Raw genomic sequence first — 24,975 nt, 5'->3', positions numbered from 1 at the left:
TGGATTTCCACGGTGACCTCACGGATGCTCGTACTTACGGTGTATGTACAAGCATCCGCTAGGTGCTCGCGAATGTCAACCGCAGTGATTTTGTTGTCAGGAAGAGATGAAGGTCGTCATCCTCGAAGGCAGTGAAGCCAAATCGTCGATAGAAGGCCGACGCGCCGCGGTCAATGGCGTCGACGACAACCACTTCGAATCCAATCGACTGCGAGACGTCCAGCAGCCGCTCAAGGGCATCGTAGAGAAGCAGACCGCCGACGCCCTTCCCCTGCGCCGACTCACTGACCGCGAGGCGTGCGAGCAGCATTGCCGGAACGGGGTACCTCCGCTTGCCGACACCGAACGCAGACGCTGCGTCATCGAGGTCAAGCTCGCACGCGGTGGTGGCGTAGTAGCCGACAAGCGTGTCGTCGTCCTCTAACGCGAGAAACGTCCGCGTCGTGTCATTGCGCTCGGACTGCCCCGCATACCTCTCGATCCACGTGTCGAGCTCCGGCTTTCCGCACCGGAAGTTCGACCGGTCGATCTCGCGACGGAACGGAGTGATCTCAATCGCCATAGGCCCTCCCCGAAAGAGACTCCCATGCGACGAGAACGATTCCATCTCGACGCGCGCACTCCGTACGCGACGACTAGCGTCCCTCGGCCAGAGTTAGGATGCCAGCTACGTCAAATCACGCCCTCAAAGGTGTGGTCGGGGTTGCCGAATCACTTGGGCTGTGAACCGTCCGGTTCCAGGCCAGGGATTGCGAAGGCGCGGCTGTCCACATCTGTTCAGCCTGCGCGTCGGAATCAATCATGCTGGCAGGGTGACCGGATTCAATGCCGATGCAGACATGCGGCTCGAGATGATGAGGCGTATGAACGACGGGTGGGAACTGGATGGCCCGCGCACCCCCACCCAGATGACGATGAAGCACGCCGTAATGCCCCCAGCCTGGCGGATCGCGGTCGACCTGATCAATCCAGTTGCCTGGTTCCTGGGATCGACCTGGCCGCTCGTCATGCGGACGCTAACGGTCTCCCTAGAACCCGATGGCCGCTTGCATCGGCGAACGACCGGCGACATCCCCCGCCGCTGGCGCCAGGTTCATAAGTGGGACATGCCAGACGGACCCATCGAGAGCTAGATCACGTCCTCAAAGGTGGGTCGGGATTGCCGAACCGCTTGGTCTGTGACCCATTCTCTGGGTTCATGTCGGGGCTGGACCAGGTATCCAGGTCCTGAAACGGCGAAACTCGCCACGACTCACTCCCAGGAGCACGCGACGCGCCATCGCCGTTCCTGGAGCGTCGTAATTCAACTCCCAGTGACGCCAGCCGACCTGCACATGGATCCACTGGTCAGTGTTCACGCTGACCGACTTCGGCCAGGTAGCGCGCCGAATCGTGAACCCGCCGAGTCCGGTTCGGTCGACCCACTCGTCAACGCCATCGGGGAAGAGCTCCCGCGCGTAGTCGGCAAGACCGGCGATGATCGCGCGTTCCTCCACCATGAAGTCGTCGGGAACTGAGCCGGTCATATCACCTCATCAAAGGTGTGGTCGGGGTTGCCGAATCGGTGGGCGGTGATCGTCACCGACTGCTCGTGGAGGAAGGGAAGCAGCTCGAGCCGGCCCGCCGTCGTCACCTCGTTGTCGTAGACCGCGAGGTCGGGGTCGCCCCCGACGGCGCGCGCGAGCGCGCGGTGCAGGGAGGCGACGGAATCGGCAGGGCCGACGAGGCGCACGCGAGCGGGACGCGTGGCGCCCTCGCCTCCTGCGGCCGAACCCGTGAGCCGCTCGAGCCATTCGTCGTCGGTCTCGACGAAGACCGGCACGTGCTGGTCGGAGAGCGCGCGCCGCACGGCCCCCGGAAGCCCGACCGGCGCGCTGATCGTCAGGCCCCCGCCCGCGCGCACGCCGGCGATCGCGACGCGGAGCAGCGCCTGCCACGAGGCATCCGCCGTCGCCCGGATCGAGACCTGCGCGATCGGGCGGTAGCGGAACAGGTTCCGCTCGACACCCAGGTGCGAGACATCCCGGACCTGCCCGAACTCGCGGTCCCACGCGATCGCATCCGACAGCGCGGCGCGGCGCAGCCACTCGAACGCCTCGAAGTCGAGGGAGGGCTGGGCGGACTCGATGATGTCGGTGATGCGGGAGTCGAGGCCGCGGAGATGGAGCGTGCGCGACGTCGGAGAACCGCTCGTCGCCCGCCAGGAGCCGAGCCCCACCAGATAGTTGGGACCGCCGGCCTTGGCGCCGGCACCGACCGAGGAGCGCTTCCACCCGCCGAACGGCTGGCGCTGCACGATGGCTCCGGTGATGCCGCGGTTGACGTAGAGGTTCCCCGCCTCGACGCGGTCGAGCCAGAGTGCGAGGTCCGCAGGGTTCTGGGTGTACAGGCCCGCGGTCAGCCCGTAGGCGACGGCGTTCTGCAGCTCGATCGCGTGGGCGAGCGACGACGCGTGCATGACGCCGAGCACCGGACCGAAGAACTCCTCCCGGTGGAAGCGCGAGCCGGGCTGCACGCCCGTGCGGATGCCGGGACTCCAGAACCGTCCGGCCGTCTCCGGACCGAGGTCGAGTCGGCGTGGCGGGACGAGCCACTCCTCCCCCTCATCGAGGGTCGTGAGCGCCCAGGCGAGCTTGCCCTGCGGGACCTCGATGACGGGCCCGACTTCGGCGAGCGGATCGGAGGGGGGTCCGACGCGGAGCGAGGTCGCGGCATCCACGAGCTGGCGCGCGAACCGCTTGGAGCGTCCGACCGGCCCGACGAGGATCGCGAGCGACGCCGCCGAGCACTTCTGCCCCGCATGCCCGAAGGCGCTCTTGACCAGATCGGATGCCGCGAGGTCGAGGTCGGCGGACGGCATGACGATCATGGCGTTCTTACCGCTCGTCTCGGCCAGGAGCGGGAGCTCCGGACGCCACGAGCGGAAGAGCGCCGCCGTCTCCCACGAGCCGGTGAGGATGACCCGGTCGACATCCGGATGGGAGAGCAGCTGCCTGCCGAGGTCGCCCTCGTCGATGTCGACGAGAGCCAGGACGTCGCGCGGGACGCCCGCGTCCCAGAGCGCCTCGGCGACGACGGCCGCGCACCGGCGAGCCTGCGGCGCGGGCTTGAACACGACCCCGGAGCCGGCGGCCAGTGCTGCCAGCACACCGCCGGCGGGGATCGCGACGGGGAAGTTCCAGGGCGGCGTGACGACCGTCAGCCGGGCGGGGACGAACACCGCTCCGCTCACGCGGTCGAGCTCGCGCGCGGTCGCGGCGTAGTAGTTCGCGAAGTCGACGGCCTCGCTCACCTCGACGTCGGCCTCGGCGAAGACCTTGCCCGTCTCGGAGGCGGCGACCTCGATCAGCTCGCCTCGTCGAGCCTCCAGCGCACGGGCGGCTTCGACGAGCACGGCGGAGCGGTCGACCGCAGGCAGGGCGCCCCACGCCGCCGCGGCCTCGCGAACGCGCGCGACGATCGTCTCGAGCTCTGCGGGATCGGTGACGCGGGCGGCGGAGATCGTCGCGTCGCCCGCTGCCGAGACGGCGATGCGGGAGAGGATGCCCCGTGCCCATGCCCGATTGGCCGGCAGCGCCGGATCGGTGTCGGCCGCGTTGCGGAAGCCGGGAGCCCCCACGGCGCGCGTCTGCGACTCGCGCGGGGCGAAGACCGCGGTCTCGACGAACGCCTCACCCCCGAAGAGCTGAGCCTCCACGTTCTGCTCGAGCGGCTGCGTCCCGGTCTCCGGCTCGGCATCCCGCGGCGGAGGATCGGCGGCCGCGGAGCGGGCGATGCCGAGCACCGCCTGGGTCAGGCCGGCCTCGTCCGCGGGCGGGGCGTCGCGCAGGAGGGTGCGGCTGCCCGCGCGCGAGTCCGGCGCGCCCGGCTGCCCGGACTGACCAGACTCGGCGCGCCGGTCCTGCGTGCGGTTCGGTCCGGTGGGGAGGGCGGGATCGGCGGCGCGCTCGAGTGATGCGAGGAACCGGTCGCGCTCCCGATCGAACAGCGCCGGGTCGTCGGCGAGGTCGAAGGCGGCCGAGAGGAAGTTCTCGCTCGAGGCGTTCTCCTCGAGGCGGCGCACGAGGTAGCTGATGGCGACGTCGAACTCGTCCGGCCGCACCACCGGCACGTACAGGAGCACGTGACCGACCTCACGCGTGACGGCCTCCACCTGGCCCTGGGCCATGCCGAGGAGCATCTCGAACTCGACCGCCTCGCGGACGCCGCGTGCCCCGGCGAGCAGCCACGCGTAGGCGATGTCGAAGAGGTTGTGCCCCGCAACGCCGATGCGGACGGCGGTCGTGTGGTCGGGGTCGAGGGCGGCGTCGAGGCAGCGGACGTAGTTCGCGTCGGAGTCGAGCTTCGAGTCGTAGGTCGCCAGCGACCAGCCGTGCATGACGGCATCCACTCGCTCCATCGCGAGGTTCGCGCCCTTCACGAGGCGCACCTTGATGCGCGCGCCCCCCGCCTCCACGCGGGCCTTCGACCAGGCGGTCAGCCGTTCGAGCGCACCCAGCGCGTCGGGCAGGTAGGCCTGCAGCACGATGCCGGCCTCGAGGTCGCGCAGGCGCGGATCGGCGAGGATGCGGGTGAAGACGGCGATGGTGAGGTCGAGGTCGCGGTACTCCTCCATGTCGAGGTTGATGAACGTCGCGGAGCCCGCCGCCGTGAGGTACAGGGGCAGGAGCCGGTCGACGACCTTGTCGACGACCTCGTCGAAGGCCCATATCGAGATGTGGCTCGCGATGGCCGAGACCTTGACCGACACGTAATCCACGTCGGGACGCCGGATGAGCTCGTGGATGCCTTCGAGCCGGCGCAGGGCCTCCCGCTCTCCGAGCACCGCCTCGCCGAGGAGGTTGAGGTTGAGCCGCGCCCCGCTCTCACGCAGCGTCGCGATCGCGGGTCCGAGCTTCTCCGGCCGGGCATCGACGACGAGGTGACCCACCATCTCGCGCAGCACGCGGCGCGCGATGGGCACGACGGGCGTCGGGAGGACCGGCGCGACCGTTCCTCCGACGCGCACCGCGCCGCGGAGGTACCAGGGGAGGAACTCCGGGACCAGTGGTGCGACGCGGCTGAGATTGGATGCCGCGGCCGACAGGCTCTCGGGTCGCATCACGCCGTCGACGAAGCCGATCGTGAAGGGCAGCCCGTTGGGGTCTTTCAGGACGCCGGCGAGTCGCTCGGCGGAGGGGTCCACGTCGACCTGTGCGCTCTCGGCGATCCACCGCTGCGCGAGTTCCACGGCACGCGCGGCGAGGTCGTCGCCGGGAGACGTGAGGCCGGTGTCCCCCTGGTAAGGGTCGGTCACCATGCGACCAGCCTACGTGCGACCGGGGCACGCAGAGCACGACCCCGCGCCCGGGCGATACAGGGAGGAGATGCCCGGGCGCGGGGTGATGTGCGGAGGCGGCGGCGCCTCAGGCGCGGTCCGCCGTGCCGCTGCGGCGAGCCGTGGGGGCCGGGTCGCCGGTGTCGTCGATACGGGGATCGCCGGGGCGGGCATCGACGTCGTGCGCGCCCGCATCGCGGGCGTCGGTCGTGGTGCGCACGTCTTGGCGTGCGTCGGTCGTGGCGCGCACATCGTCGCCGGGGTGCGGCGAGGTGCGGTGGGAGTCGGTCGCGGAGCGGTCTGGGGACGAGGCATCCGTCGTCCTGTCGTTCCCGACGTAGGGGTCGACGTCATCGGCCTTGCGCAGGATCTCCTGCTCCTTCGCGCGGTGCTCCGCGGCCTCGGCCGCGTGCCCGTCGATGTCACCCGAGCGTCGCTGCGCCTCGGCCTCTGCCTGCGCGGCCCTAGCCTTCGCCTGTTCAGCCTCGGCTGCGGCGGTCGCGGCGTCGGCGCGAGCCTGAGCCTGACGGGCCTCGACCTCCTGCGCGGCCAGTGCGGACTCCCGCGCCTTCGCGCGGAGGTCCTCGGCCTGCGCGTGACGCCGCTCGGCCTGCCGCGCGCTGTTCCTGCGCATGAAGAAGGCGATGGCGGCCACGACGGCCAGGACGACGACGACCGCCACGATGATCCAGATGATGGTCGTGGAATCCATTGCGATCTCCTTCAGGGCTGGTCCGAGGGGGTTGTGCGGACCATCAAGCTCGAAACAACCGGATCCTGAGCCCCCGAGCAAAGGTCTTGCGCGGCCGCTTGTCCTGCGCTACCCGCCTCCGCCGTGGCGCTCCGGCTGCGCCCGCATAGTTCCGGAGGCGAATAGTTCACCAAGTGAAACGAAATCGTTTAGGCTCGAACAACGCACGGGTGCTCAGGGCTTCGCCGGGTCTGCCGATCCATCCGGGCGAGAAGGAGCCCCCCGTGTCAGACATTTCCCCCGCCCGCGAGGACGAGCGCGAATGGGAGATCGACGAGCAGCGCCGCCTCGAGCTGTGCGCGGCCGAGCCGATCAGGACGCCCGGACGCATCCAGGGACATGGAACGCTGCTCGGAGTCGACGAGCCCACTCAGACCGTCGTGCTCGCGAGCGAGAACGCCGATCGCTGGCTCGGACAGCGCGTGCGCGACGTCGGCAACGACACCATGCTCTGGACCGTGCAGCACGGCGTCGCCGTGGACCCCGTCCGCGTCGAGTTCGACGGTCAGCTCCACGACATGATCGTGCACCGCGGCACCGATCCCCTCCTGGTGGAGCTAGAGCCCGTCGTGCCCGGCCTCGAATACGTCCGGACGGGCGTCGTGAGCGCCATCCAGGAGCTCGCCCCCCTGACCGATCCCGACGAGCTGCGCAGGCTCGCCGCCCGGCGGCTCAAGGAGATCACGGGCTTCGACCGGGTGATGTGCTACCACTTCCACCCCGACGGGCATGGCGAGATCGTCGCCGACGAGCGCGAGCCCGACATGGAGCCCTACCTCGGACTGCACTTCCCGGCATCCGACATCCCGTCCCAGGCTCGCGCCCTCTACGTCGAGAAGCGCTCGCGCGCGATCGTCGACACCGAGGACGCCGGCCTCGCCGTGCTGAGCCTCCTCCCCGAGGCGCCCATCGCCGACCTCGGCCTGACGGAGCTGCGCGCCGTGTCTCCCCATCACCTGCAGTTCATGCGGAACATGGGTCAGGCCTCGACCGTGTCGTTCGCCCTGGTCATCGACGGCGAGCTGGTCGGTCTCTTCACGTGCGCGCATCGAACCAACCGCCGCCTTCCCGTGCTGCTGCGCCGTTCCATCGAAGTGCTCGCGAGCCAGGTGTCGATGCAGCTCGCCTCGGCGAACGAGATCCAGCGGCTTCGCCGCCAGCTCGAGGCCCGCGAGCGCCGCGCGTCGATCGTGGCCCCGCTCTACGGGCGCGGAGTGCCCGCGGAGATCCTGGTCGGCGGCGACAAGACGGTGCTCGACCTCATCCCCGCGGACGGCGCCTATCTCCGCATCGGCGACGCCATGCACTCCGTCGGGACGGCGCCATCCGCCGACGCACTGTCGCGGATCCTCGACGAGCTGCCCGCGACACCCTTCGTGTCGGACGCGCTTCCGCTCGAGCATCCTCAACTCGCCGTCGAGCTCGCCGGCGTCGCCGGAATCGTCGCGGTGCCGCTCCTCGACGAGGGCGATTGGCTCGTCTTCGTCCGCGGCGAGGTCGCGCAGCACGTCGACTGGCTCGGAGACCAGACCGCCGGCAACCGTGAGCACGCCCTCTCGCCGCGCCGGTCGTTCTCGTCGTGGCAGCAGAGCGTGACCGGGCGCAGCGCGCCCTGGGGGCGGCACCTGCAGGACATCGTCGAACTGGGCGAGGACATCCGCGCGACGCTGGCTCAGCGCGTGCAGGCCGAACTGGCCGAACTCGCGTGGCGCGACCCGCTGACGGGCCTGCACAACCGCCGATTCCTCCAGGACCGCCTCGACGAGCTGCTCGAGGAAGAGGTTCTCGGCGTCGCCGTGGTGTTCCTCGACCTCGACGGCTTCAAGGAGGTCAACGACACCCACGGCCACGAGGCCGGCGACGCGGTGCTTCTCGCCGTCGGGCAGCGCCTCTCGGCGAGCGCCCGGTCGAGCGACATGGTGGTCCGCTGGGGTGGGGACGAGTTCGTGATCGTCTGCCTCGGCGTCGACGCGGCGCACGCGCACGAGATCGCCGCTCGGGCGGTCTCCTCGCTCGAGGACCCTATCGGGGTCGAGCACGAGCTCATCTGCATCACGGCGTCGGCAGGCGTCGTCTCGGTCGACTCCCGCGTCACGACCACGGAGCTGCTGGATGCCGCGGACTCCGCCATGTACCGCGCCAAGCGCGCGGGCAAGGGGCGCGTCTCGGCCTGAGAGCTCGCCGGTCCTCGGCACGGCGCACGCGGGGACCCGCGGGCGCCGTGACGTGTGTCAGGCGGGAACCGGCTCGGGCAGGATCCGCAGCCCGCCGGGCGAGTTGGATGCCTCGACGAGCTCTTGCAGCCACGCCCGGTTGATCTCGGGCATCGCGTCGTCGTACTCGAACCGGAGCGTCGACGACGTCGAGAGCCAGATGACCTGGCGCCGCTCCTTCGCTCCCTCGGTGAGGGCCAGGGAGACGCTTTCGCGCCGCCGGAATTTCGCCAGGATCACGAGTTCGAGGTGTGCGAGCGTGCGGTCGTCGATCGCGAACTCGACGGCCGGAGAGCCGTAGTGCAGGGTACCCATCGGCTCGATCCTACGTTGCCCCCGGCGAGTGGTGATTAGGCTGGAGGGGTGACGATCGTAAACCGCCTCACCGTCGACGGCCGCGACTACTTCCTTCCGGAGCCCGTCTCCGACCTGAAGCGAGACATCCTCGAGGCGATCAAGGCGGGTGGCGGCTACGTCACGATCCCGCCCTTGCGCGGAGGCCCGGGCATCGAGGTGCTTTTCTCCCCCGGCATGCCCGTCACCTGGACCCAGCTCGACATCGCCGGCGAGCAGCAGGGCGCTCCCGTCGAGGACGCCGCCGGCACGAGTGCCGACAGCGACCTGGACAACCTGTAACGCGGGATCAGCGCGCGGAAAGAATCCGATCCATCTCGTCGGCCGGTATGGGCCTCCCGAGCAGGAATCCCTGACCGAGGTCGCAGCCGCGGCTCCTGGCGCGTTCCAGGTCCTCCACCGTCTCGATGCCCTCGGCGACGACACGCCACCCGTGCCGCCGGGCGCGCCGCACGACAGCCGCGACGTCCGCGTCGGCCCCCGCGTCGGCCCGCTGCGACAGCGAGCGGTCGATCTTGACCTCTTGGATGGGCACGCGCTCCAGCGCGTCGAGCTCGACTTCTCCTGCACCGTAGTCGTCGATCGAGATGCCGATCCCGGAGCCCTGCAGGAGCGGAAGCACCTCGACGACCCTCGGCAGGAGCTGCGGAGCGGGGGCCTCGGTGATTTCGATCGTGAGGCTCCCGGGCAGCAGGCCGAGCTCGCCGGCGCGAGCAGCGACCCGCGCGACGAACTCCGGGGAGAACTGCGAAGGGGACGCGTTGATCGACAGGCCCAGGTGATGACCCTGGTGCTGCCACCTGCTGACCTGCGCCCCCGCCGTCTCCAGCACGCTGGCTCCGATGTCGCCGATGAGACCGGCCTGCTCCGCGAGCGGGATGAATTCGTCGGGAACGATGCGACCCAGCAGCGGATGCGTCCACCGGCAGAGGGCCTCCACGGCTACGGGATGGGCGGGGACGCCGGCCTCTGCCAGCGCGAACAACGGCTGGTACTCAACTGTCAGCCCGCCCGTCGTCACTGCTTCGCGCAGCTCGGCAGAGAGCGTTGCTGAGCTGGTCATGGATCCAGGCTTCCCGTCTGTCGCAGATTCGCGCAACACCCGACGTCGCGCCCGAAAGATCGTATAATGCCCGATCACATCCCGGTCGGCGTCGGCTGAGGGCTCATCCTCGCGGGATGATCGCCACGCGGACGCGAGACGGTGCTGCTGCGGATACGCTAGCCACGATGGGAACCCTGACTTACGACTCGAAGCTCACCGTGTCTCTCGACGACCGCGTGCTGGCCCATCTGCAGCCGGTCATCTGGTCGAAGCTCCGCCGGGGCGAGCCGTTCTCGTTCACGTGGACCGATCCGATGCGTCCCGGTCTCGGCCGCACCTCCGTCTGGCTGAGCCCGCACATCCCGCTCGCCTTCGAGTACTTCGGCAGCCGCGCGCCGCGGCTCAACCCGTTGTGGCTGGACGCGCTGAGCAAGGCGGCCAACTCACCGGGCGGCCTGTCGATCGTGCCCGAGCCCGAGGCGTCCGAGGCGCCGTAACGATGCGGCAGGGCGGTGACGCCACGCAGGCGTCTCCCGCGATGCCCGGCCCCCGGCATCCGTCCTCTCCCGCGCGTCCGGGCGGATAACCCGAGACGCTCGATCTGTCAACAGACGATTCGCCGGGTGACGGCGCCATACCGTCGAGACCATGACCAAGCTGGACGACCTGGACACCCGAGTCTCACCCCGACGTCCTTCGCACCCCTTCGCACTCCTCGACACTCCGCATGCCGCCGTAGCCGGCCCCATGCGCACCGCTTCGCTCGCCGGCGAGGCGCCCCGGGCCGTACGCCCCGGGCGCCTGCAGGCGATGGCCGCGATCTTCAGCACGATCGGCTCTACCGGTTTCACGAACCCAGGCGAGCAGATCCGCGCCTGGACGCTGTGGCTCAGCGTCATCAACGTCGCGATGGCGGTCGCCCTCGGACTCTCGCTCTACGCCGTGCTCCGCTGAGCCGACCGGCTCACCGCCATACGCTGGGCGCAGCGGCTCTCGTCGAGGGAAGAGCGGATGCCGCGGCCCACTCGTGCACCCACGACTCGACGTCGGGCAAATCATCCGGCCGGTCCACCGCGGCGAAAAGCTCCTCGTGGGACAGCGTCCCTCCTCGGCGCTTGAGCAGACGCGCACGGATGATCGCGCGGGCGTAGACCTCGCCGTCGACCACGGCGCGGTGCTCGAGATACAGCGCCTTGTCGTCGTGGCCGAGCAGCCGCGACTCCACGACGAACCGCTGCCAGAGCTGCAGCGACTTGCGGAAGGTGACGGTCTCGCTCGACACCACCGCGTACCAGCCATTGCGACGCATCGCGTCGGCGAGGCCCGTCCGCACGAGCAGATCCCAGCGCCCGAGGTCGAACAGCGACAGGTACCGGCCGTTGTTCATGTGACGGAGCACGTCGATGTCGGTCGGCAGTGTCGTCAGTCGGATTCGGCTGACGGCGGTCGGCGCGAGCTTCCGCCCGGTACGGGCGCGAAGCCGTGCGCCGAGGGTCACAAGGAGGGTTCGCCAGATCACGTTCACGTCGAGCGATCGTAGCCATCGGCCGGGGAACCGACGATTCGGTTGGCGCTCCTCGACAACGCCGCGACGACGCGGCCGCCTGGCCATGGCGGCCGGCACGTGGGCGGGTGAGCTTCCGCGTGCTCCCGTGGAGCCGCCGGGCCGGGCGGGTTGTCGAAGGGCGACGAGGACTCCGTCTCAATTCCGACGGGCGAACTGCTCGCGAATCCGCGTAGGCGATTTGGTCACCGGTCGCCATCTCATGCCGGCATCCCACCAATAGGGGCCGCGCACCTCCGGTACGCCGTGGTTCATGCGGATTCGCCAACCGCTGGAGTCGAGGGTGCGGTGATGGAACCAGCAGAGGAGCACGCCGTTGTCGGTATGTGTCGGGCCACCGTGAGCGTGCTCCTCGACATGATGAATCTCACACCACGCTGCACGGACCTGGCACCCCGGTATGACGCAATGCCCGTCGCGCAGTCCGATCGCCCGGCGCTGATGATGGGTGAAGACGCGCTCGAGGCTGCCGAGCGCGACGATCCGTCCGCCATCGTCCAGCGCCACCTTCTGTACCGCACCGGAGCATGCCACGTGGTGTGCGGAAGCCAGCGACACCGGCTCATCCGAGCCGTCGATATGCGCGAACCCGCTTCCCGATCGAAGGTCGGCCGCCCTGACCGATAAGACGAGGGTCGGCGCTGCTCCGCCGAGCTGCGGAAGGGAGCCCGAGGCAGCAGCGACCGTGAGCACGGTGGCGAGTGCGTCGTGCTGCTTCTGCACCCGTGTGCGGTGGTCGGCTTCAGCCGGCACCGGCTCGCCGCCTCCGCTCGCGGAGTCGTCGACGAAGCGAGGCGCGGCATCGGGGCCTTGAGCCTTGGGATTGAGGATGCTGTCGAACAGCCGCTCCAGCTGACCGGCGACCTCCGGCAGGAGGTTGCCGCGAACCGGCACCACACCTTCCCGACAGACACCGAGCGTCAGCCCACGCTTGCGAAGCGCGTGCGCCTCCCGGGGCTCGACGCCGTCGGGGTCGAGGTACATCGCCCAGGCGGTGGCCATGGCGCGGAGCTCGTCGGCGGGCGCGGCGGGTGCGGCATCCGCTCCCTCTCCCCGCGCCGCGGCCGCCAGCTCTTCGTCAGCTGCCAGGATCGCCGCGCGGCCGGCGCGGCTCGCGCGCAGTGGGACCGCAATGGCGACGACGCCGTCGATCCCGATGTCGCCCGCCATCAGCGCGGCTCTCACCCCCGGGAACTCCGCCGGGAGGAGCGCACCCGTCGTCGGCGCTACCGGCTGCCCCACGGCGCCGGCCGCCGTGATCATGTCGGCAGCCGCACGTCGCGATACCCGGGTCGAGCGCTGGACGAGCTCTGAGACGGATCGGCACCCGAGCCGCGTCGTCATGCGCTCCCAGGGTGCGGGCGAACTCGATCGCTCCGATGCCTCGACGGTGGCTTCGACGGCGAAGGCCTCGGCGGCCCGCGAGATCCGCGCTGCGGCGGCGAGCAGGTCGAGCACCTCGGCATCGGATGCGGCTCGCACGGATCCCCCCGCGAGCGACTCCCGCGCTAGCTGCACCATGGCGTCCCCCAGCTCTTGGAGGCTGGCGACGACGTTGCTCATACCGTCCATTCTTGTGAGGGCCACCGACATTCGCCGCCGCCGAATCCCAGATCAGCGGCAACAATCGGGAGACTCTGCGGGTCGTCCACCGCTTGGTGGGCGGGAGAGCGGCTGGCCTGGGACGCGCGGGGCGCCCGGCGTGCCGCGAGGGCTGCTCGGTTGCAGATCCTCTTCCTCTCCGGTGCGCCGGCGGTGAGCGGGCCGCACTCCGGAACGGCCCGAAAGTCAACGGCATCCGCTCGATTTCGCAGCCGGGGAACCCGCGCGTAGAGTCTGGCCATGGAAGCCGAACTGCAGACCGACATCGTCGTCCGTCCGGTGCGGGACGTCGACGCCGAGGCCCTCGGCCGCGTGCACGCGACGTGCTGGCACGAGACCTACGACCACCTCATCAGCAAGGCCGCGCTCGAGAAGATCTCGCCGCGGCGCATGGCCGAGCTCTGGACGCACTGGGCCGTTCAGGGCCCCGACTTCAAGATGTTCGCCGCGCTCGTCGACGGCGAGATCGTGGGCTTCGCCGGCTCCGGCCCTGCGCGCGACAAGGATGCGCCCCGGTTCCGCGAGCTCTACTTCATCTACCTGCTCGACGCGTGGCACGGCACCGGGATCGGCCAGCGCCTGTTCGACTCGGTCACCGAGGCGGGCGAGGGCCTGTACCTCTGGGTCGCCGAAGACAACCCGCGGGCACACCGGTTCTACACGCGCAACGGTTTCACCCTCGACGGCGCATCGCACACCGAACCGTTCCTCGGCGAGACGCTCACCGAGGTGCGCTTCGTGCGCTGACACGGCGTCGCCGGTCGCCTCCACGGCGGAAGGCCCCGCATCCTGCTCGGATGCGGGGCCTTCCGCGTCGTATCGCCGGGGTGACGGCTACCCGGCGTCGAGCGTCGCCCGGCCGGCCGAGACCTGCACCGTGACGGTGCTGTCGGCATCCGGATCCGATCCGATGCGGTTGTCGAAGTCGCCCGCCGAGACGTCGGACTGCACGTCATAGGCGCCTTCCGGCACGACCAGATCGAGCGAGCCCGCGCTCACACTCACCTGCACCGACCGGGGCTGCGCACCGGTCAGCTCCGCCTGCAGCGATCCGGCGCTCAGCGAGAAGCTCGCCTCGCGCGCGCCGTCGAAGGCGAGATCCGCGCTCCCCGCCGCGACACTGGCGTCCACCGCGTCGACGGATGCCTCGGCTCGCGCCCGTCCCGCACTCATGTCGAGCTGGAACCGGCCGTATTCGCCCTCGTCGACGACGAGCTCGCCGCCCGCGAGCGACAGGTCGGCATCCGCCCCGGCGAGCGAGTCCGGGAGGCGCAGTGTCGCCTCACCCGCACCGCGCTCGCCGAACGGCCAGCCGCCGAACGACCAGCCGTCACCGAACCAGGTGTCCGGAGACGAGACGACGAGCTCGTCGCCGTCCGTCCGGAGGGTCCAGCGGTCGGCGCCGTTCGCCCCCGTCACCTCGAGCTCGGCGTCCTGCACGTCGGCGTACTCGATCCGGAGCGAGCCGGCCGCGACGTCGACGTCGAGGGCGCCGACGTCGGCGACGTCGATCGTCCGAACGGTGGTCCGGACGGATGCCGCGGCCACTGTCGAGAAGACCGCCGACACCATCGCGCCGATCGCGATAAGCGCGCCGAGGACGATCACGAGGATCGCCACGACCCGGGACGACTGTCGGGTGGGTCCCCCGGCGGGGGGCGGGGTCTGCGCCTCCGCGGGAGGCGGGGTCATCGTGGTGCTCATCGGAGGGCTCCTGTCTGCGGCGTCGTGCCGCCGTGGTCGGTGTGGGGCCGGGGGCCGCCGTGCCCGAGGTGCGCGAGCGCCGCGAGCACCCGGCGGTTGCCGGACTCGTCGGGCTCGAGGTCGAGCTTCTGGAAGAGGGAGGTGACGTGCTTCTCGACGCTGCCCTCCGAGATGAAGAGGGCCTTGGCGATGGCCTGGTTCGAGCGTCCTTCGGCGATGAGCGCCAGGACCGCGGACTCGCGATCGGTGAGCCGCTGCATCCGCTCGTCCCGCGTGCGCCGGCTGAGAAGCTGCGCGACGACCTCCGGGTCGAGCACCGTGGCCCCTGACCCGATGCGCTGGATCGCGTCGAGGAAGTCGGCGACGTCGGCGACGCGGTCCTTCAGGAGGTAGCCGAGGGCCCCTCCCTTCGCGGCGATGAGGTCGGCGGCGTAACGCTCCTCGACGTACTGCGAGAGGACGAGGAGCGGAAGGTCGGGCCGGGTCGCGCGGAGGTCGAGCGCCGCGCGGATGCCTTCGTCGGTCCAGGTGGGCGGGAGCCGGACGTCGAGGATGCAGAGATCGGGACGGGTCTCGGAGACGACCTCCTCCAGCTTCAGGGCGTCGGGGACTGCGGCGACGACGGTGTGTCCGGCATCCTCCAGCACGCGCACGAGCCCTTCGCGCAGCAGTGCGGAGTCCTCGCAGATCAGGATGCGCACGGGATGCTCACCTCCACCGTGGTCGGGCCTCCGATGGGACTGTCGATCCGGGCCTGGCCGCCGGCTGCGAGCACCCGGTGCACGATGCCGTCGAGGCCGCCGCCGGGCAGCACCCGCGCTCCGCCGATGCCGTTGTCCTCGACGCGGGCCCACAGCGTGTTGCCGTCGCGGAGCCGCACGATCACGCGGACCTCGGTGCCGCGAGAATGCTTCGCCGCGTTGGTCAGGGCCTCCGCGATCGCGAAGTAGGCGGCGGCTTCGGACTCGCGGCTGCAGCGGCCGTCCATGCGGACGTCGAGCTGCACCGGCACGACCGAGCGGGCCGCGAGCGCCGAGAGCGCGGCATCCAGTCCCCGGTCGTCCAGGACGGAGGTGTGGATGCCCCGGGCCAGCTGCCGGAGCTCGGTGATGGCGGCCTTCGTCGAGGTGTGCGCCTCGGCGAGGAGCTGCTTGGCCGCCTCGGGATCGGAGTCGATCTTCTGCTGCGCGAGGCCCAGCGTCATGCCGACCGACACGAGCCGGGGCTGCACGCCGTCGTGGAGGTCGCGCTCGATGCGCGTGCGCTCGACGTCGGCGGCGTGGACGGCGCCGGCCCGCTGCACGTTCGACGTGCGCGCGGCCTCGGCGAGCTGAGCCTCCCGGGAGGGCACCATGATGGCGCGGCACAGGACGCCGTGCAGCAGCGCCAGGCCGACGATCGCGGCCGCCGAGAGGACGGCGGCGAGGATGCCGGCGGGGATCGTCCACGAGACCGGGATGTCGAGGCCGGTGCGCGCGAGGGCGACGCTGTCGCCCCGGGCGTAGAGCGGCGCGAACGCCAGCACGACACCGGACGCCATGACGCCCAGCAGCAGCACGACGATCCACCCCAGGATGACCGACACGGCCAGGTTCGCGATCGCGCGCCACGTCGACGGGTCGATCGTCTGCTGCCAGAGGGTGCGGAGGTATCCGCCGAAGCCGGGCCGGCCGCTCGAGCGCAGATGCCGGGCCGGAAGGCCGAAGCCGTAGAGGCCGTCGACCCGTGCGGCCTCCAGCCAGCCGACGCCGAAGAGGACGTACACGAGCGCGACGAGGAAGGGGACGCCGATGAGGAGGACGGGGAGGAGCCCGAGCCCGAGGCCCAGAAGTCCGAAGAGGATGCCGAACAGCGCCGGGCCGATGACGCCGAGCGCGACGAGCTGAGCGACGGCGCCGAGGACGCGCGGTGGCGAGGCGATGGACGGCGCGGGAGCGGGGTTGCCTGAGGTCATGCCTCAAAACTAGGACGGGGCGATCCGGCGCGCTCCCGAGGCATCCGGAGTCTTGGCTTCGGGTTATCCCCCATCCGCCGCTCGCGCCGTCCGGCCGGCGGACCGGCGGGTCAGCGGCCGCTGACCTTGCCGAACAGGCGCGCGATGGGTGCGAGCACGAGCGGCCGCGCGGCGATCCACGCCGCCGCGATGACGGCGAGACTCGCGAGGAAGATCCAGAAGCCCACCCAGTTGATCGCGTCCTGCGACCCGTACATGTGGTTGAGGTTGCGCAGAGCTCCCGTCGCGAGCACGAGCGTGACGTGCGCGACGATGAACAGGACGAAGTAGATCATGACGGGGAAGTGCACCGCGCGCGCCCACTCGATCGGGTAGGCCCGGCTGAGCGCCTGCGCGTTCTTGGGCCACACACCGCTCATCCGCACCCCGGTCAGGATGGCGAGAGGCGCCGCGAGGAACACGGTCGCGAAGTACGCGAGCTGCTGCAGGGAGTTGTAGTTGACCCACCCGTTCTCGGTCGGCCAGTCCAGCGAGACGTACTGGAGCAGCGCAGAGAGCGCATTGGGGAACACCGCCCAGCTGGTCGGCACGATCTTCATCCACTGACCTGTGACGAACAGCAGCAGCACGTAGATGACGCCGTTCACGATCCACAGGATGTCGAGCGACTGGTGGAACCACAGGGTGAGGCTGATCTTGCGCCGGCTGTTGTTCCGGGGCGACCAGAAGACGCTCGGCCGCTTCTCGGTGCGCACCTGCAGGCCCGACCGGATGATGAGCACGATCAGGAACGTGTTGAAGAAGTGCTGCCAGCCGAGCCACGGCGGGATGCCCACGGGCGCATCCTCGGGCAGCGGGTACTCGCCGGGGTAGACGGCGAGGAACTCCTGCATGGCCGGCAGGCTGAGCAACCACCGGGTCGCGACGACCGCCATGGCGGCCGCGAACAGCAGTCCGGCGCCGCCGACGATCACCGCGCCCGCCCACTGGGCCCGTGTGAAGGGCCCGTAGCGCTTCGGTTCGGGCTTCGGCACGGGTCGCGCCGCAGCCGCTGCTCCCGGCCACACGGTGCGCGCGAACGGCAGCGGAGCCCGCGCGGCGGGGTCGAGGCTCGCCGGCGTGGCGGCCGCCGGCGCTGCGGCGGATGCGGCCGCCGCCGATGCCGTGGCGGGCGGTGCGGTGGATGCCGCTGCGGGCGGTGCGGTGGATGCCGCTGCGGGCGCGGCTATTGCGGGCGGCGCTGACGCGGGCGGCGCTGTCGCGGCGGGGGCGGTGCGCGGCAGGCCGCGGCGGATGACCGGCGCCTTCGCGGCCTCCTCGACCGCGGCGACCGCAGCCGGTGCGTCTGTCGACGCGTCGGACGCCGGTGTCGCGGGTGCGGCCGCCGTCCCGCTCGGGCGCTCGATCCGAACGGCGGATTCCGCGGGCCACGGCTGTCCGCCGGCGGTTCGCGGAAGGCCGCGGCGCAACGCGCCTGCACCGACGACCGCGGCCTCGCTCATCGTCACGCTGCCGCTACCGACGGCTCCCTCGGTCGTCGAGCGAACGGAGGGAGACGAAACGCCTTCAGACGGCGAGGGGCCAGCGGCTGCGGCCGCGGTTGGCTCGGTGAAGCCGCGTTTCGTCTCGTCGCTGCGCTCCTCGCTCAACGACCGGGACGTGTGCGACGCCGCAGCCGGCCAGGGCTCTCCGCCGCGCACGCGCGGCAGCCCCCGCCGAAGGGATCGCCCGCCCTCAGCCGCGCCTGCCGCGCGCCCGCCGGTCGCTGAGGTCGTCGAACGGTCGATCGCCGCGCCTCCGGGCGGCGTGGGGTGCGGCGAATCGGCCGGCGCCGCGCTCCCGGCTCCGATCGGCGCATCGGCACGCTGAGCGACCGAGAGGTGCGGCTCGGTGCTCGCGGATGAAGCGACCGAAGCCGGAGCGCCGCTCGGCGCGCCGTCGCCGTTCGCCCCCGGCGCCTCTCCCGCGGCCGGCCACGCCTCGCCGCCCGCCGTGCGGGGAAGCCCTCGACGGATCGACCGTGCGTACGTCGCCACCGTCGATCAGGCCTTCTTCGCCTCGAGCGCGGCGATGAGCTGCGGCACGACGGTGAAGAGGTCGCCGACCACGCCGAAGTCCGCGATCTCGAAGATCGGGGCATCCGCGTCCTTGTTGATCGCAACGATCGTCTTCGCGGTCTGCATGCCGGCCTTGTGCTGGATGGCACCCGAGATCCCGAGGGCGACGTACAGCTGCGGAGACACCGAGACACCGGTCTGCCCGACCTGGTACGTCTGGGGCACGTAGCCCGCGTCGACCGCGGCGCGCGAGGCGCCGACGGCCGCCCCGAGGGTGTCGGCGAGCTGCTCGACCAGCGCGAACTTCTCGCCCGATCCGAGCCCGCGCCCGCCCGAGACAACCTTCGTCGCCCCGCGCAGCTCCGGCCGCGACGAGGCGACGACCGCCTCCTCGACCGAGTCGACGGATGCCGCGGCGCTCCCCGATGCGGTGACGTCGAGCGCCTCGATCTCGGGCGTGCGCGCTACGGCACGCGCCTCGATCGCGCCCTGGCGGATGGTGATGACCGGGGCGCCCCACGTCGCGGCGGAGTCGACGTTGTAGGCGCCGCCGAACACGGAGTGATGCGCGACGACGCCCTCGGCATCCCGCGACACGCCGACCGCGTCGGCGCACAGCGCCGACCGGTTCCGCGCGGCGAAGCGGGCCGCGACGTCGCGTCCTTCGACCGAGTTGGAGACCAGGATCGCGTCCGGCCGCACGAGGTCGGCCGCGGCATCCAGGGCGTCGACGCGAGGCACCGTGAGGAGCGACGAGTCCCCCTCGGCGGTCAGTACGACGGCCGCACCGAGGTCGCCGGCCTGCGACGCGAGAGAACCCGCGTCGGTCGACACGATCAGTGCGACGGGCGTGCCGACCTGGGCGGCAGCGCCGAGCAGGCCCGCCGACGACTTGCCCAGTTCGCCGGAGGGCATCACGTCCAGGAGCACGAGGATCGAGTCCGCAGCGAATTCCGTCATGGCGCCTTCCTCACGCGAGCCGGTTCTGGATGAGGAACTCGGCGAGCTTCTCGCCCGCGTCGCCCTCGTCGACGATCTTCGTGCCGGCCGCGCGCGGCGGCTTCTCGCTCAGCGCGATGACGATCGAGTGAGCGGCGCTGTGGTCCTCGGCCTCGATCGAGAGATCGGCGAGCGACAGCGTCTCGAAGGGCTTCTTCTTCGCCGCCATGATGCCCTTGAAGGTCGCCATCCGCGCGTCGGGCAGGGCCTCGGTGATCGAGATGACCGCCGGCAGCGGCGCCGAGATGCGCATCGTGCCGCCGTCGGACGCCCGCTCGCCCGACACTGCGCCGTCGCCGATCTCGACGGAGTTGAGCCACGTCGCACTCGGCACGCCGAGCAGCTCGGCGATCATCGCGGGGATGACGCCGCCCGCCCCGTCGGTGGACAGGTTGCCGCCGATCACGAGGTCGAAGCCGATGCGCTGGAGCGCCGCCGCGAGGACCTCAGCCGTGAGACCGTGATCCGCGCCGAGCAGCCCGTCGTCCACGACGTGCACGGCCGACGCTGCACCCATGGCGAGGCCTCTCCGCAGGCTGGTGGTGGCCGACTCGGGGGCCATCGAGAGCACGACGACCTCCGTGTCCGGATTCTTGTCGGCATGGCTCAGCGCGACCTCGAGGGCTCGCTCGCAGATCTCGTCCACGACCGCTTCGCTCGCCGCGCGGTCGGCGAGGCCCGTCTCGAGGTCGAGCTTGCGATCGCCCCAGGTGTCCGGGACTTCCTTGACCAGGACAACGATCTTCATACGCGTGGGCTCCTTCGTCTCGTCGAGTCTATTGGCGCGGGCCGGCGCCGACGCACCGCCGGCACCGCGGGAGCCGAGGCCTCGCGCGCGCTACCGTGGAAGCCGCGAAGAGGGAGGTGACGGATGCCGCGGAACTCGCCCCTGCCCGTCGATCCCATCGCCGAGGCCAAGCGCCAGTGGATCGCGCACGGCTGGACGGATGCCGCGGCGGGAATGTCCGCCGTCACGTCGATCATCCGCGCGCAGCAGCTCATGTTCGCGCGCATCGATACGATCCTGCGCCCGTTCGGCCTCTCCTTCGCGCGCTTCGAGATGCTGCGTCTGCTGGCCTTCACGAGGCAGGGGCGGATGCCGATGGCGAGCGCCATCGCGCGCCTGCAGGTGCATCCGACGAGCGTGACGAACACGGTCGACCGGCTCGTCAGGGACGGCCTCCTGCTCCGCGAGCCGCATCCCGTCGACGGCCGCGCCGCCGTGCTCGTCCTGACCGACGAGGGGCGCGACCTCGTCGAGCGCGCCACCGCCGTCCTCAACGCCGAGGTCTTCGAGAACCCCGGCCTGTCGGACGACGACACGGCCGAGCTGGTGCGGATCATCGCCCGCTTCCGGAAGGATGCCGGGGACTTCGCCGACCCCCGCCCCGTACCCGACCCGCTCTGACAAGCTCGCCCGCCCCCGATCCGGGTCGTCGAGCGAGCGAAGCGGGCCGACACGCGCTGAGCCCTTCCGAGACGCTGCCCGACGGGATACGTCATCACCGGTTGGTGAAGTCGGGCGTCCGCTTCTCGCGGAACGCGGCCATGCCCTCCTTCTGGTCGGCGGTGTCGAAGAGGGATGCGAAGACATGGCGCTCGAATCGCAGGCCCTCGGCGAGAGGGGTCTCCATCGCGGTGTCCAGAGCGGCCTTCGCCGCGTACACCGACGGCAGCGACTTCGAGGCGATCGTCTCGGCCACGGTGCCCGCCGCGGTGAGCAGCTCGTCGGCGGGGACGACGCGCGAGACGAGTCCGGAGCGCTCGGCCTCCGAGGCATCCATCATCCGGCCCGTGAGGATCAGGTCGGCCGCCTTGTAGTAGCCGACGGCGCGGAGGAGCCGCTGCGATCCGCCCATGCCCGGCATGACGCCGAGGTTGATCTCGGGCTGGCCGAACATCGCCGTATCGGCCGCCAGGATGAGGTCGCACATCATCGCCAGCTCGCATCCGCCGCCGAGCGCATAGCCTGAGACGGCGGCGATCACCGGCGTGCGCACGGCGGCGAACGTGCCCCAGCCGCCGAAGTGGTCGTCCATCAGCATGTCGAGCCCGGTCTTGGACTCCATCTCCTTGATGTCCGCGCCCGCGGCGAACGCGCGCTCCGACCCGGTCAGCACGATGGCGCCGATGCCCTCGTCGCGGTCGAACGCCGTGGCCGCGTCGACGATGTCGAGCATGACCTGGGTGTTGAGGGCGTTGAGCGCCTGCGGGCGGTTGATCGTGATCCACCCGACGCGGCCGCGCGTCTCGACGAGGATCGTTGCGTAGTCGGTCATGTGCTCATGCTTCCATGCGGTCGAAGGCGAAGTTCGGACGATCGCACGAACTTCGGAGCGTTCGCTGAGATTGGTCCGAACTTCGCACGCTCGTCCGAGGTTCGCGAGGGACGCGGCGGTCAGCCGAGGAGGTCACGGCCGATGATCACGCGCATGATCTCGTTCGTGCCCTCGAGGATCTGGTGCACGCGCAGGTCGCGCACGACCTTCTCGATCCCGTAGTCCGACAGGTACCCGTACCCGCCGTGCAGCTGCAGCGCCTCGTTGGCGACGCGGAAGCCGGCATCCGTCGCGAACCTCTTGGCCATCGCGCACTGGGTCGCGACGTCGGGAGCCTTCGTGTCGACGGCGCACGCGGCATCACGAACGAGGGCCCGCGCTGCGCGGAGCTCCGTGGCCATGTCGGCGAGCGCGAAGACGACGGACTGCTTCTCGGCGAGCGGCTCGCCGAACGTGAACCGCTCGTGGACGTACCGGACGGCGCGCTCGAGCGCCCACTGGGCACCGCCGAGCGAGCAGGCGGCGATGTTGATGCGGCCGCCATTCAGCGCCGACATCGCGATCTTGAAGCCCATGCCCTCGCCGCCGAGCACGTTCTCGGCGGGCACGCGCACCTCGTCGAGGATGACCTGGCGCGTCGGCTGCGCGCGCCAGCCCATCTTGTGCTCCTTGACGCCGAACGACAGTCCCGGCGCCCCGGCGGGCACGAGGAATGCCGTGATGCCGCGGGCTCCGGGATCCCCGGTCCGGGCCATGACGACGTAGACGGATGCCTCGCCCGCACCCGAGATGAACTGCTTCACGCCCGTCAGCACGTACTCGTCGCCGGAGCGGATCGCGGAGGTCGTGATGGCCGCGGCATCCGATCCCGCCCCGGGCTCGGTGAGGCAGTACGCGCCGAGGTCGCGCATCGTGACGAGCTTCGGCAGCCATTCGTGGCGCTGCGCCTCGGTGCCGTAGCTGTCGATCATCCACGCGACCATGTTGTGGATCGTGATGTAGGCAGCGATCGACGGGTCGCCCTTGGCGAGCTCTTCGACGATGGCGACGGAGTCGGAGCGCGACAGCCCCGTCCCACCCACATCCTCCCGGATGTACAGACCACCGAGCCCGAGCTCTCCGCCTCGCTCGAGCACGTCGCGGGGAAGGTGCTCCGCGGCGTCCCACTCCACCGCGTGCGGAGCGAGTTCGTGTTCGGCGAACTCGCGGACGGCGTCGAGGATGGCGGACAGCTCGTCGGCGGAGAGGGTCTCCATCTCTGTCGCGGCGGGGAACGCTTCGATCGTCATTGTGCAGCTTCCTTGTGGGACGGCGTCGTCAGTGTGATCACTTTACCTGGACTTCCTAATAACTGCGAGGGGTTCCAGCAGACACTCGGCTTCGCCCGCCGTTCACCCTTCCGACACGCGGTGCCGATAGCACGGAGGAGCGTGCGTCCGCACGCAGCACCCCCACCCGAGGATCCGCCCATGCCTTCTCACTTCCGCCGAGCGGCCGTCGTCGTCGCCGCCGCCGCAGCGACCTGCGCGCTCGCCGTCATCCCGGCGCTCGCAGCTTCCGCCGAGGTCGTTCCCGACCCGATCACCTTCTCGGCCGACGACGCCGCCATCTCGCTCACGCCCATCGGCAGCTACGACACGGGCGTCTTCGACGAGTCGGCCGCCGAGATCGTCGCCCACTACCAGGACCGCCTCTTCGTCGTGAGCGCGAAGGCCGGCACGGTGCAGGTGCTCGACTTCGCCGACCCCTCCGCCGTGAGCGAGACCTATGAGATCGCCTCCGAGGGCATCGCGAACTCCGTGGCGATCCGCAAGGACGGTCTGGGGATCGCGGCGTTCGAGGCTCCGACGAAGACGGATCCGGGTCACCTCGTCTTCTTCGACGCCCGCGCCGACGAGCCGACGATCCTCGGCACCGTGGTCGTCGGGGCGCAGCCCGACAACGTCGTCATCACCCCCGACGGGCGCTTCGCCCTGACGGCGAACGAGGGCGAGCCCGCCGACGACTTCTCGACCGACCCCGAGGGCTCGGTCTCGATCGTGCGCCTTTCGACGCCGAAGGTCGCCGCGTCGAAGCAGAAGGACGTCTCGACCGCCGACTTCCACGCGTTCGAGAACGGCGCCCTTCCCGCGGGCGTCCGGGTCTTCGGCCCCACCCCCAACGGCGCGGATCATCCCGTGTCGCGCAACCTCGAGCCCGAATACATCTCCGTCGTCGGCAACACCGCGTACGTCGCCCTTCAAGAGGCGAACGCGATCGCCGTCGTGCAGATCCCGTCGGCGCGGGTCACCGGCATCCTCCCCCTCGGCTTCAAGGACCACGGCGTCGTGCCGCTGGACCCGAGCGACCGCGACAACCGGTTCGAGCTGCGGACCTACCCCGGCCTTCACGGCGTCTACATGCCGGACGGCATCGCCGCCTACCAGGCGGGAGGCAGCTCCTATCTCGTCACCGCGAACGAGGGCGATGCCCGCGAGTGGGGCTCGTACGTCGAGGGTGCCCGCGCCGGGGCGCTTCCGATCTGCGCCGACAGCCCCCTCAAGGGCAGGACGGGCAACGCCGATCTCGGCCGCCTCAACGTCACGAAGGAACTGGGCTTCGATGCAGCGAAGGGCTGCTACTCCCACCTGTACGCCTTCGGCGCGCGGTCGTTCTCGATCTGGACGACCGGCGGCGTGCAGGTGTTCGACTCCGGCTCGGAGTTCGAGGAGATCACCTACGCCGCGAACCCCGACTTCGTGAACTCCAACCACACCGAGGCGAACCGCGACGGGCGCAGCGACGACAAGGGCCCCGAGCCCGAGAACCTGACGATCGGCGCTGTGGACGGCCGCACCTACGCCTTCGTCGGCCTCGAGCGCGTGGGGGGCGTGCTGGTCTACGACATCACCGTGCCGGCGGAGTCGTTCTTCGTGACCTACCTGAACAACCGCGACTTCTCGGACAACAGCGGGGATCTGGGTCCGGAGGGGCTGTCGTTCATCCCCGCCGGCGAGTCGCCGACGGGCACGCCTCTCGTCGCGGTTGCCAACGAGGTCTCGGGCTCGACGACTCTCTTCGAGGTCGCCGTCACCCGCTGATCCGATGGAGAAGGCCCCGGGCGACGAACGTCGTCCGGGGCCTTCCCTGTTCCAAG

General features: G+C 70.6%; 24 protein-coding genes. 8 read left to right on the top strand and 16 right to left on the bottom strand.

Translation table 11 applies throughout. The annotated features are described in order from the left end of the window. Positions 1-58: 58 nt before the first annotated feature. On the bottom strand, positions 59-562 hold the full coding sequence (locus tag EV279_RS04490) for a GNAT family N-acetyltransferase (protein ID WP_166644439.1): 504 nt from the start codon (positions 560-562) through the stop codon (positions 59-61). 250 nt (positions 563-812) lie between these two features. On the opposite strand from EV279_RS04490, the gene EV279_RS04485 reads away from it, so the two are divergent. Next, the gene (locus tag EV279_RS04485; RefSeq protein WP_133541702.1) at positions 813-1,133 is read left to right on the top strand and encodes a hypothetical protein; all 321 of its coding nucleotides are present in this window, start codon (positions 813-815) and stop codon (positions 1,131-1,133) included. Positions 1,134-1,196: 63 nt separating this feature from the next. On the opposite strand, the gene EV279_RS04480 is transcribed toward EV279_RS04485, so the two are convergent. The 3 genes from EV279_RS04480 to EV279_RS04470 form a co-directional block, all read right to left on the bottom strand. Beyond that, the gene (locus EV279_RS04480) at positions 1,197-1,526 is read right to left on the bottom strand and encodes a hypothetical protein (protein WP_133541701.1); all 330 of its coding nucleotides are present in this window, start codon (positions 1,524-1,526) and stop codon (positions 1,197-1,199) included. Continuing rightward, positions 1,523-5,299: a bifunctional proline dehydrogenase/L-glutamate gamma-semialdehyde dehydrogenase gene (locus tag EV279_RS04475; RefSeq protein WP_133541700.1), complete on the bottom strand. Its 3,777-nt coding sequence runs from the start codon at positions 5,297-5,299 to the stop codon at positions 1,523-1,525. Before EV279_RS04475 ends, EV279_RS04480 begins: the two co-directional genes overlap by 4 nt. A gap of 106 nt (positions 5,300-5,405) precedes the next feature. Beyond that, positions 5,406-6,029 carry a hypothetical protein gene (locus EV279_RS04470; protein WP_208109464.1) on the bottom strand — a complete coding sequence of 208 codons (624 nt, stop codon included), beginning with the start codon at positions 6,027-6,029 and terminating at the stop codon, positions 5,406-5,408. 263 nt (positions 6,030-6,292) lie between these two features. On the opposite strand from EV279_RS04470, the gene EV279_RS04465 reads away from it, so the two are divergent. Continuing rightward, the gene (locus EV279_RS04465; RefSeq protein ID WP_133541699.1) at positions 6,293-8,242 is read left to right on the top strand and encodes a sensor domain-containing diguanylate cyclase; all 1,950 of its coding nucleotides are present in this window, start codon (positions 6,293-6,295) and stop codon (positions 8,240-8,242) included. A 57-nt stretch (positions 8,243-8,299) separates the two neighbouring features. Here EV279_RS04465 and EV279_RS04460 read toward each other — a convergent pair whose 3' ends face one another. After that, complete coding sequence (locus EV279_RS04460) at positions 8,300-8,596, bottom strand: hypothetical protein (protein ID WP_133541698.1); 297 nt, start codon at positions 8,594-8,596, stop codon at positions 8,300-8,302. A gap of 48 nt (positions 8,597-8,644) precedes the next feature. Between EV279_RS04460 and EV279_RS04455 the strand changes: the two genes are divergently transcribed. Then, a complete protein-coding gene (locus EV279_RS04455) occupies positions 8,645-8,917 on the top strand; it encodes a hypothetical protein (RefSeq protein ID WP_243728436.1) in 273 nt (90 codons plus the stop codon). 7 nt (positions 8,918-8,924) lie between these two features. Here EV279_RS04455 and EV279_RS04450 read toward each other — a convergent pair whose 3' ends face one another. Beyond that, positions 8,925-9,698: an EAL domain-containing protein gene (locus EV279_RS04450; RefSeq protein ID WP_133541697.1), complete on the bottom strand. Its 774-nt coding sequence runs from the start codon at positions 9,696-9,698 to the stop codon at positions 8,925-8,927. A gap of 167 nt (positions 9,699-9,865) precedes the next feature. Between EV279_RS04450 and EV279_RS04445 the strand changes: the two genes are divergently transcribed. Beyond that, entirely contained in the window at positions 9,866-10,177 is a 312-nt protein-coding gene (locus EV279_RS04445) for an ATP-dependent DNA ligase (protein WP_133541696.1), read from the top strand. A 151-nt stretch (positions 10,178-10,328) separates the two neighbouring features. Then, entirely contained in the window at positions 10,329-10,634 is a 306-nt protein-coding gene (locus EV279_RS04440; RefSeq protein ID WP_133541695.1) for a hypothetical protein, read from the top strand. A 10-nt stretch (positions 10,635-10,644) separates the two neighbouring features. Here EV279_RS04440 and EV279_RS04435 read toward each other — a convergent pair whose 3' ends face one another. Both EV279_RS04435 and EV279_RS04430 read right to left on the bottom strand, forming a co-directional pair. Continuing rightward, a complete protein-coding gene (locus EV279_RS04435) occupies positions 10,645-11,205 on the bottom strand; it encodes a thioesterase family protein (RefSeq protein ID WP_243728435.1) in 561 nt (186 codons plus the stop codon). A 177-nt stretch (positions 11,206-11,382) separates the two neighbouring features. After that, a complete protein-coding gene (locus EV279_RS04430) occupies positions 11,383-12,807 on the bottom strand; it encodes an HNH endonuclease signature motif containing protein (RefSeq protein WP_133541693.1) in 1,425 nt (474 codons plus the stop codon). Between the two features lie 279 nt (positions 12,808-13,086). Here EV279_RS04430 and EV279_RS04425 point away from each other — a divergent pair, with 279 nt between their 5' ends. Further along, positions 13,087-13,593 carry a GNAT family N-acetyltransferase gene (locus EV279_RS04425; protein WP_133541692.1) on the top strand — a complete coding sequence of 169 codons (507 nt, stop codon included), beginning with the start codon at positions 13,087-13,089 and terminating at the stop codon, positions 13,591-13,593. Between the two features lie 87 nt (positions 13,594-13,680). Here the strand turns inward: EV279_RS04425 and EV279_RS04420 are convergent, their stop codons facing one another. From EV279_RS04420 to EV279_RS04395, 6 genes are all read right to left on the bottom strand, one after another. Then, on the bottom strand, positions 13,681-14,550 hold the full coding sequence (locus tag EV279_RS04420) for a DUF4097 family beta strand repeat-containing protein (protein ID WP_133541691.1): 870 nt from the start codon (positions 14,548-14,550) through the stop codon (positions 13,681-13,683). Continuing rightward, the gene (locus EV279_RS04415; protein WP_133541690.1) at positions 14,547-15,251 is read right to left on the bottom strand and encodes a response regulator transcription factor; all 705 of its coding nucleotides are present in this window, start codon (positions 15,249-15,251) and stop codon (positions 14,547-14,549) included. The genes EV279_RS04420 and EV279_RS04415 overlap by 4 nt, the downstream gene beginning before the upstream one ends. Further along, positions 15,239-16,504 (bottom strand): histidine kinase, encoded by a 1,266-nt coding sequence (locus EV279_RS04410; protein WP_133541689.1) that lies wholly within the window; start codon positions 16,502-16,504, stop codon positions 15,239-15,241. The genes EV279_RS04415 and EV279_RS04410 overlap by 13 nt, the downstream gene beginning before the upstream one ends. 110 nt (positions 16,505-16,614) lie before the next feature. Beyond that, positions 16,615-18,006 carry a cytochrome b/b6 domain-containing protein gene (locus tag EV279_RS04405; protein WP_347876861.1) on the bottom strand — a complete coding sequence of 464 codons (1,392 nt, stop codon included), beginning with the start codon at positions 18,004-18,006 and terminating at the stop codon, positions 16,615-16,617. A gap of 540 nt (positions 18,007-18,546) precedes the next feature. Beyond that, positions 18,547-19,521, bottom strand: coding sequence for an electron transfer flavoprotein subunit alpha/FixB family protein (locus EV279_RS04400; protein WP_133541687.1), 975 nt, complete (start codon positions 19,519-19,521; stop codon positions 18,547-18,549). Between the two features lie 10 nt (positions 19,522-19,531). Further along, positions 19,532-20,308 carry an electron transfer flavoprotein subunit beta/FixA family protein gene (locus EV279_RS04395; RefSeq protein WP_133541686.1) on the bottom strand — a complete coding sequence of 259 codons (777 nt, stop codon included), beginning with the start codon at positions 20,306-20,308 and terminating at the stop codon, positions 19,532-19,534. Positions 20,309-20,431: 123 nt separating this feature from the next. Between EV279_RS04395 and EV279_RS04390 the strand changes: the two genes are divergently transcribed. Continuing rightward, positions 20,432-20,968, top strand: coding sequence for a MarR family transcriptional regulator (locus EV279_RS04390; protein WP_133541685.1), 537 nt, complete (start codon positions 20,432-20,434; stop codon positions 20,966-20,968). Between the two features lie 94 nt (positions 20,969-21,062). Here the strand turns inward: EV279_RS04390 and EV279_RS04385 are convergent, their stop codons facing one another. Together EV279_RS04385 and EV279_RS04380 are read right to left on the bottom strand one after the other, a co-directional pair. Beyond that, complete coding sequence (locus EV279_RS04385; protein ID WP_133541684.1) at positions 21,063-21,839, bottom strand: enoyl-CoA hydratase; 777 nt, start codon at positions 21,837-21,839, stop codon at positions 21,063-21,065. Positions 21,840-21,958: 119 nt separating this feature from the next. Next, entirely contained in the window at positions 21,959-23,128 is a 1,170-nt protein-coding gene (locus EV279_RS04380) for an acyl-CoA dehydrogenase family protein (protein ID WP_243728434.1), read from the bottom strand. A gap of 180 nt (positions 23,129-23,308) precedes the next feature. On the opposite strand from EV279_RS04380, the gene EV279_RS04375 reads away from it, so the two are divergent. After that, positions 23,309-24,919 (top strand): choice-of-anchor I family protein, encoded by a 1,611-nt coding sequence (locus tag EV279_RS04375; RefSeq protein WP_133541683.1) that lies wholly within the window; start codon positions 23,309-23,311, stop codon positions 24,917-24,919. Positions 24,920-24,975: the final 56 nt, after the last annotated feature.

This window comes from Microbacterium sp. BK668, from assembly GCF_004362195.1.
Lineage (GTDB): Bacteria > Actinomycetota > Actinomycetes > Actinomycetales > Microbacteriaceae > Microbacterium.
This window is presented reverse-complemented; position numbering and strand designations above follow the sequence as displayed.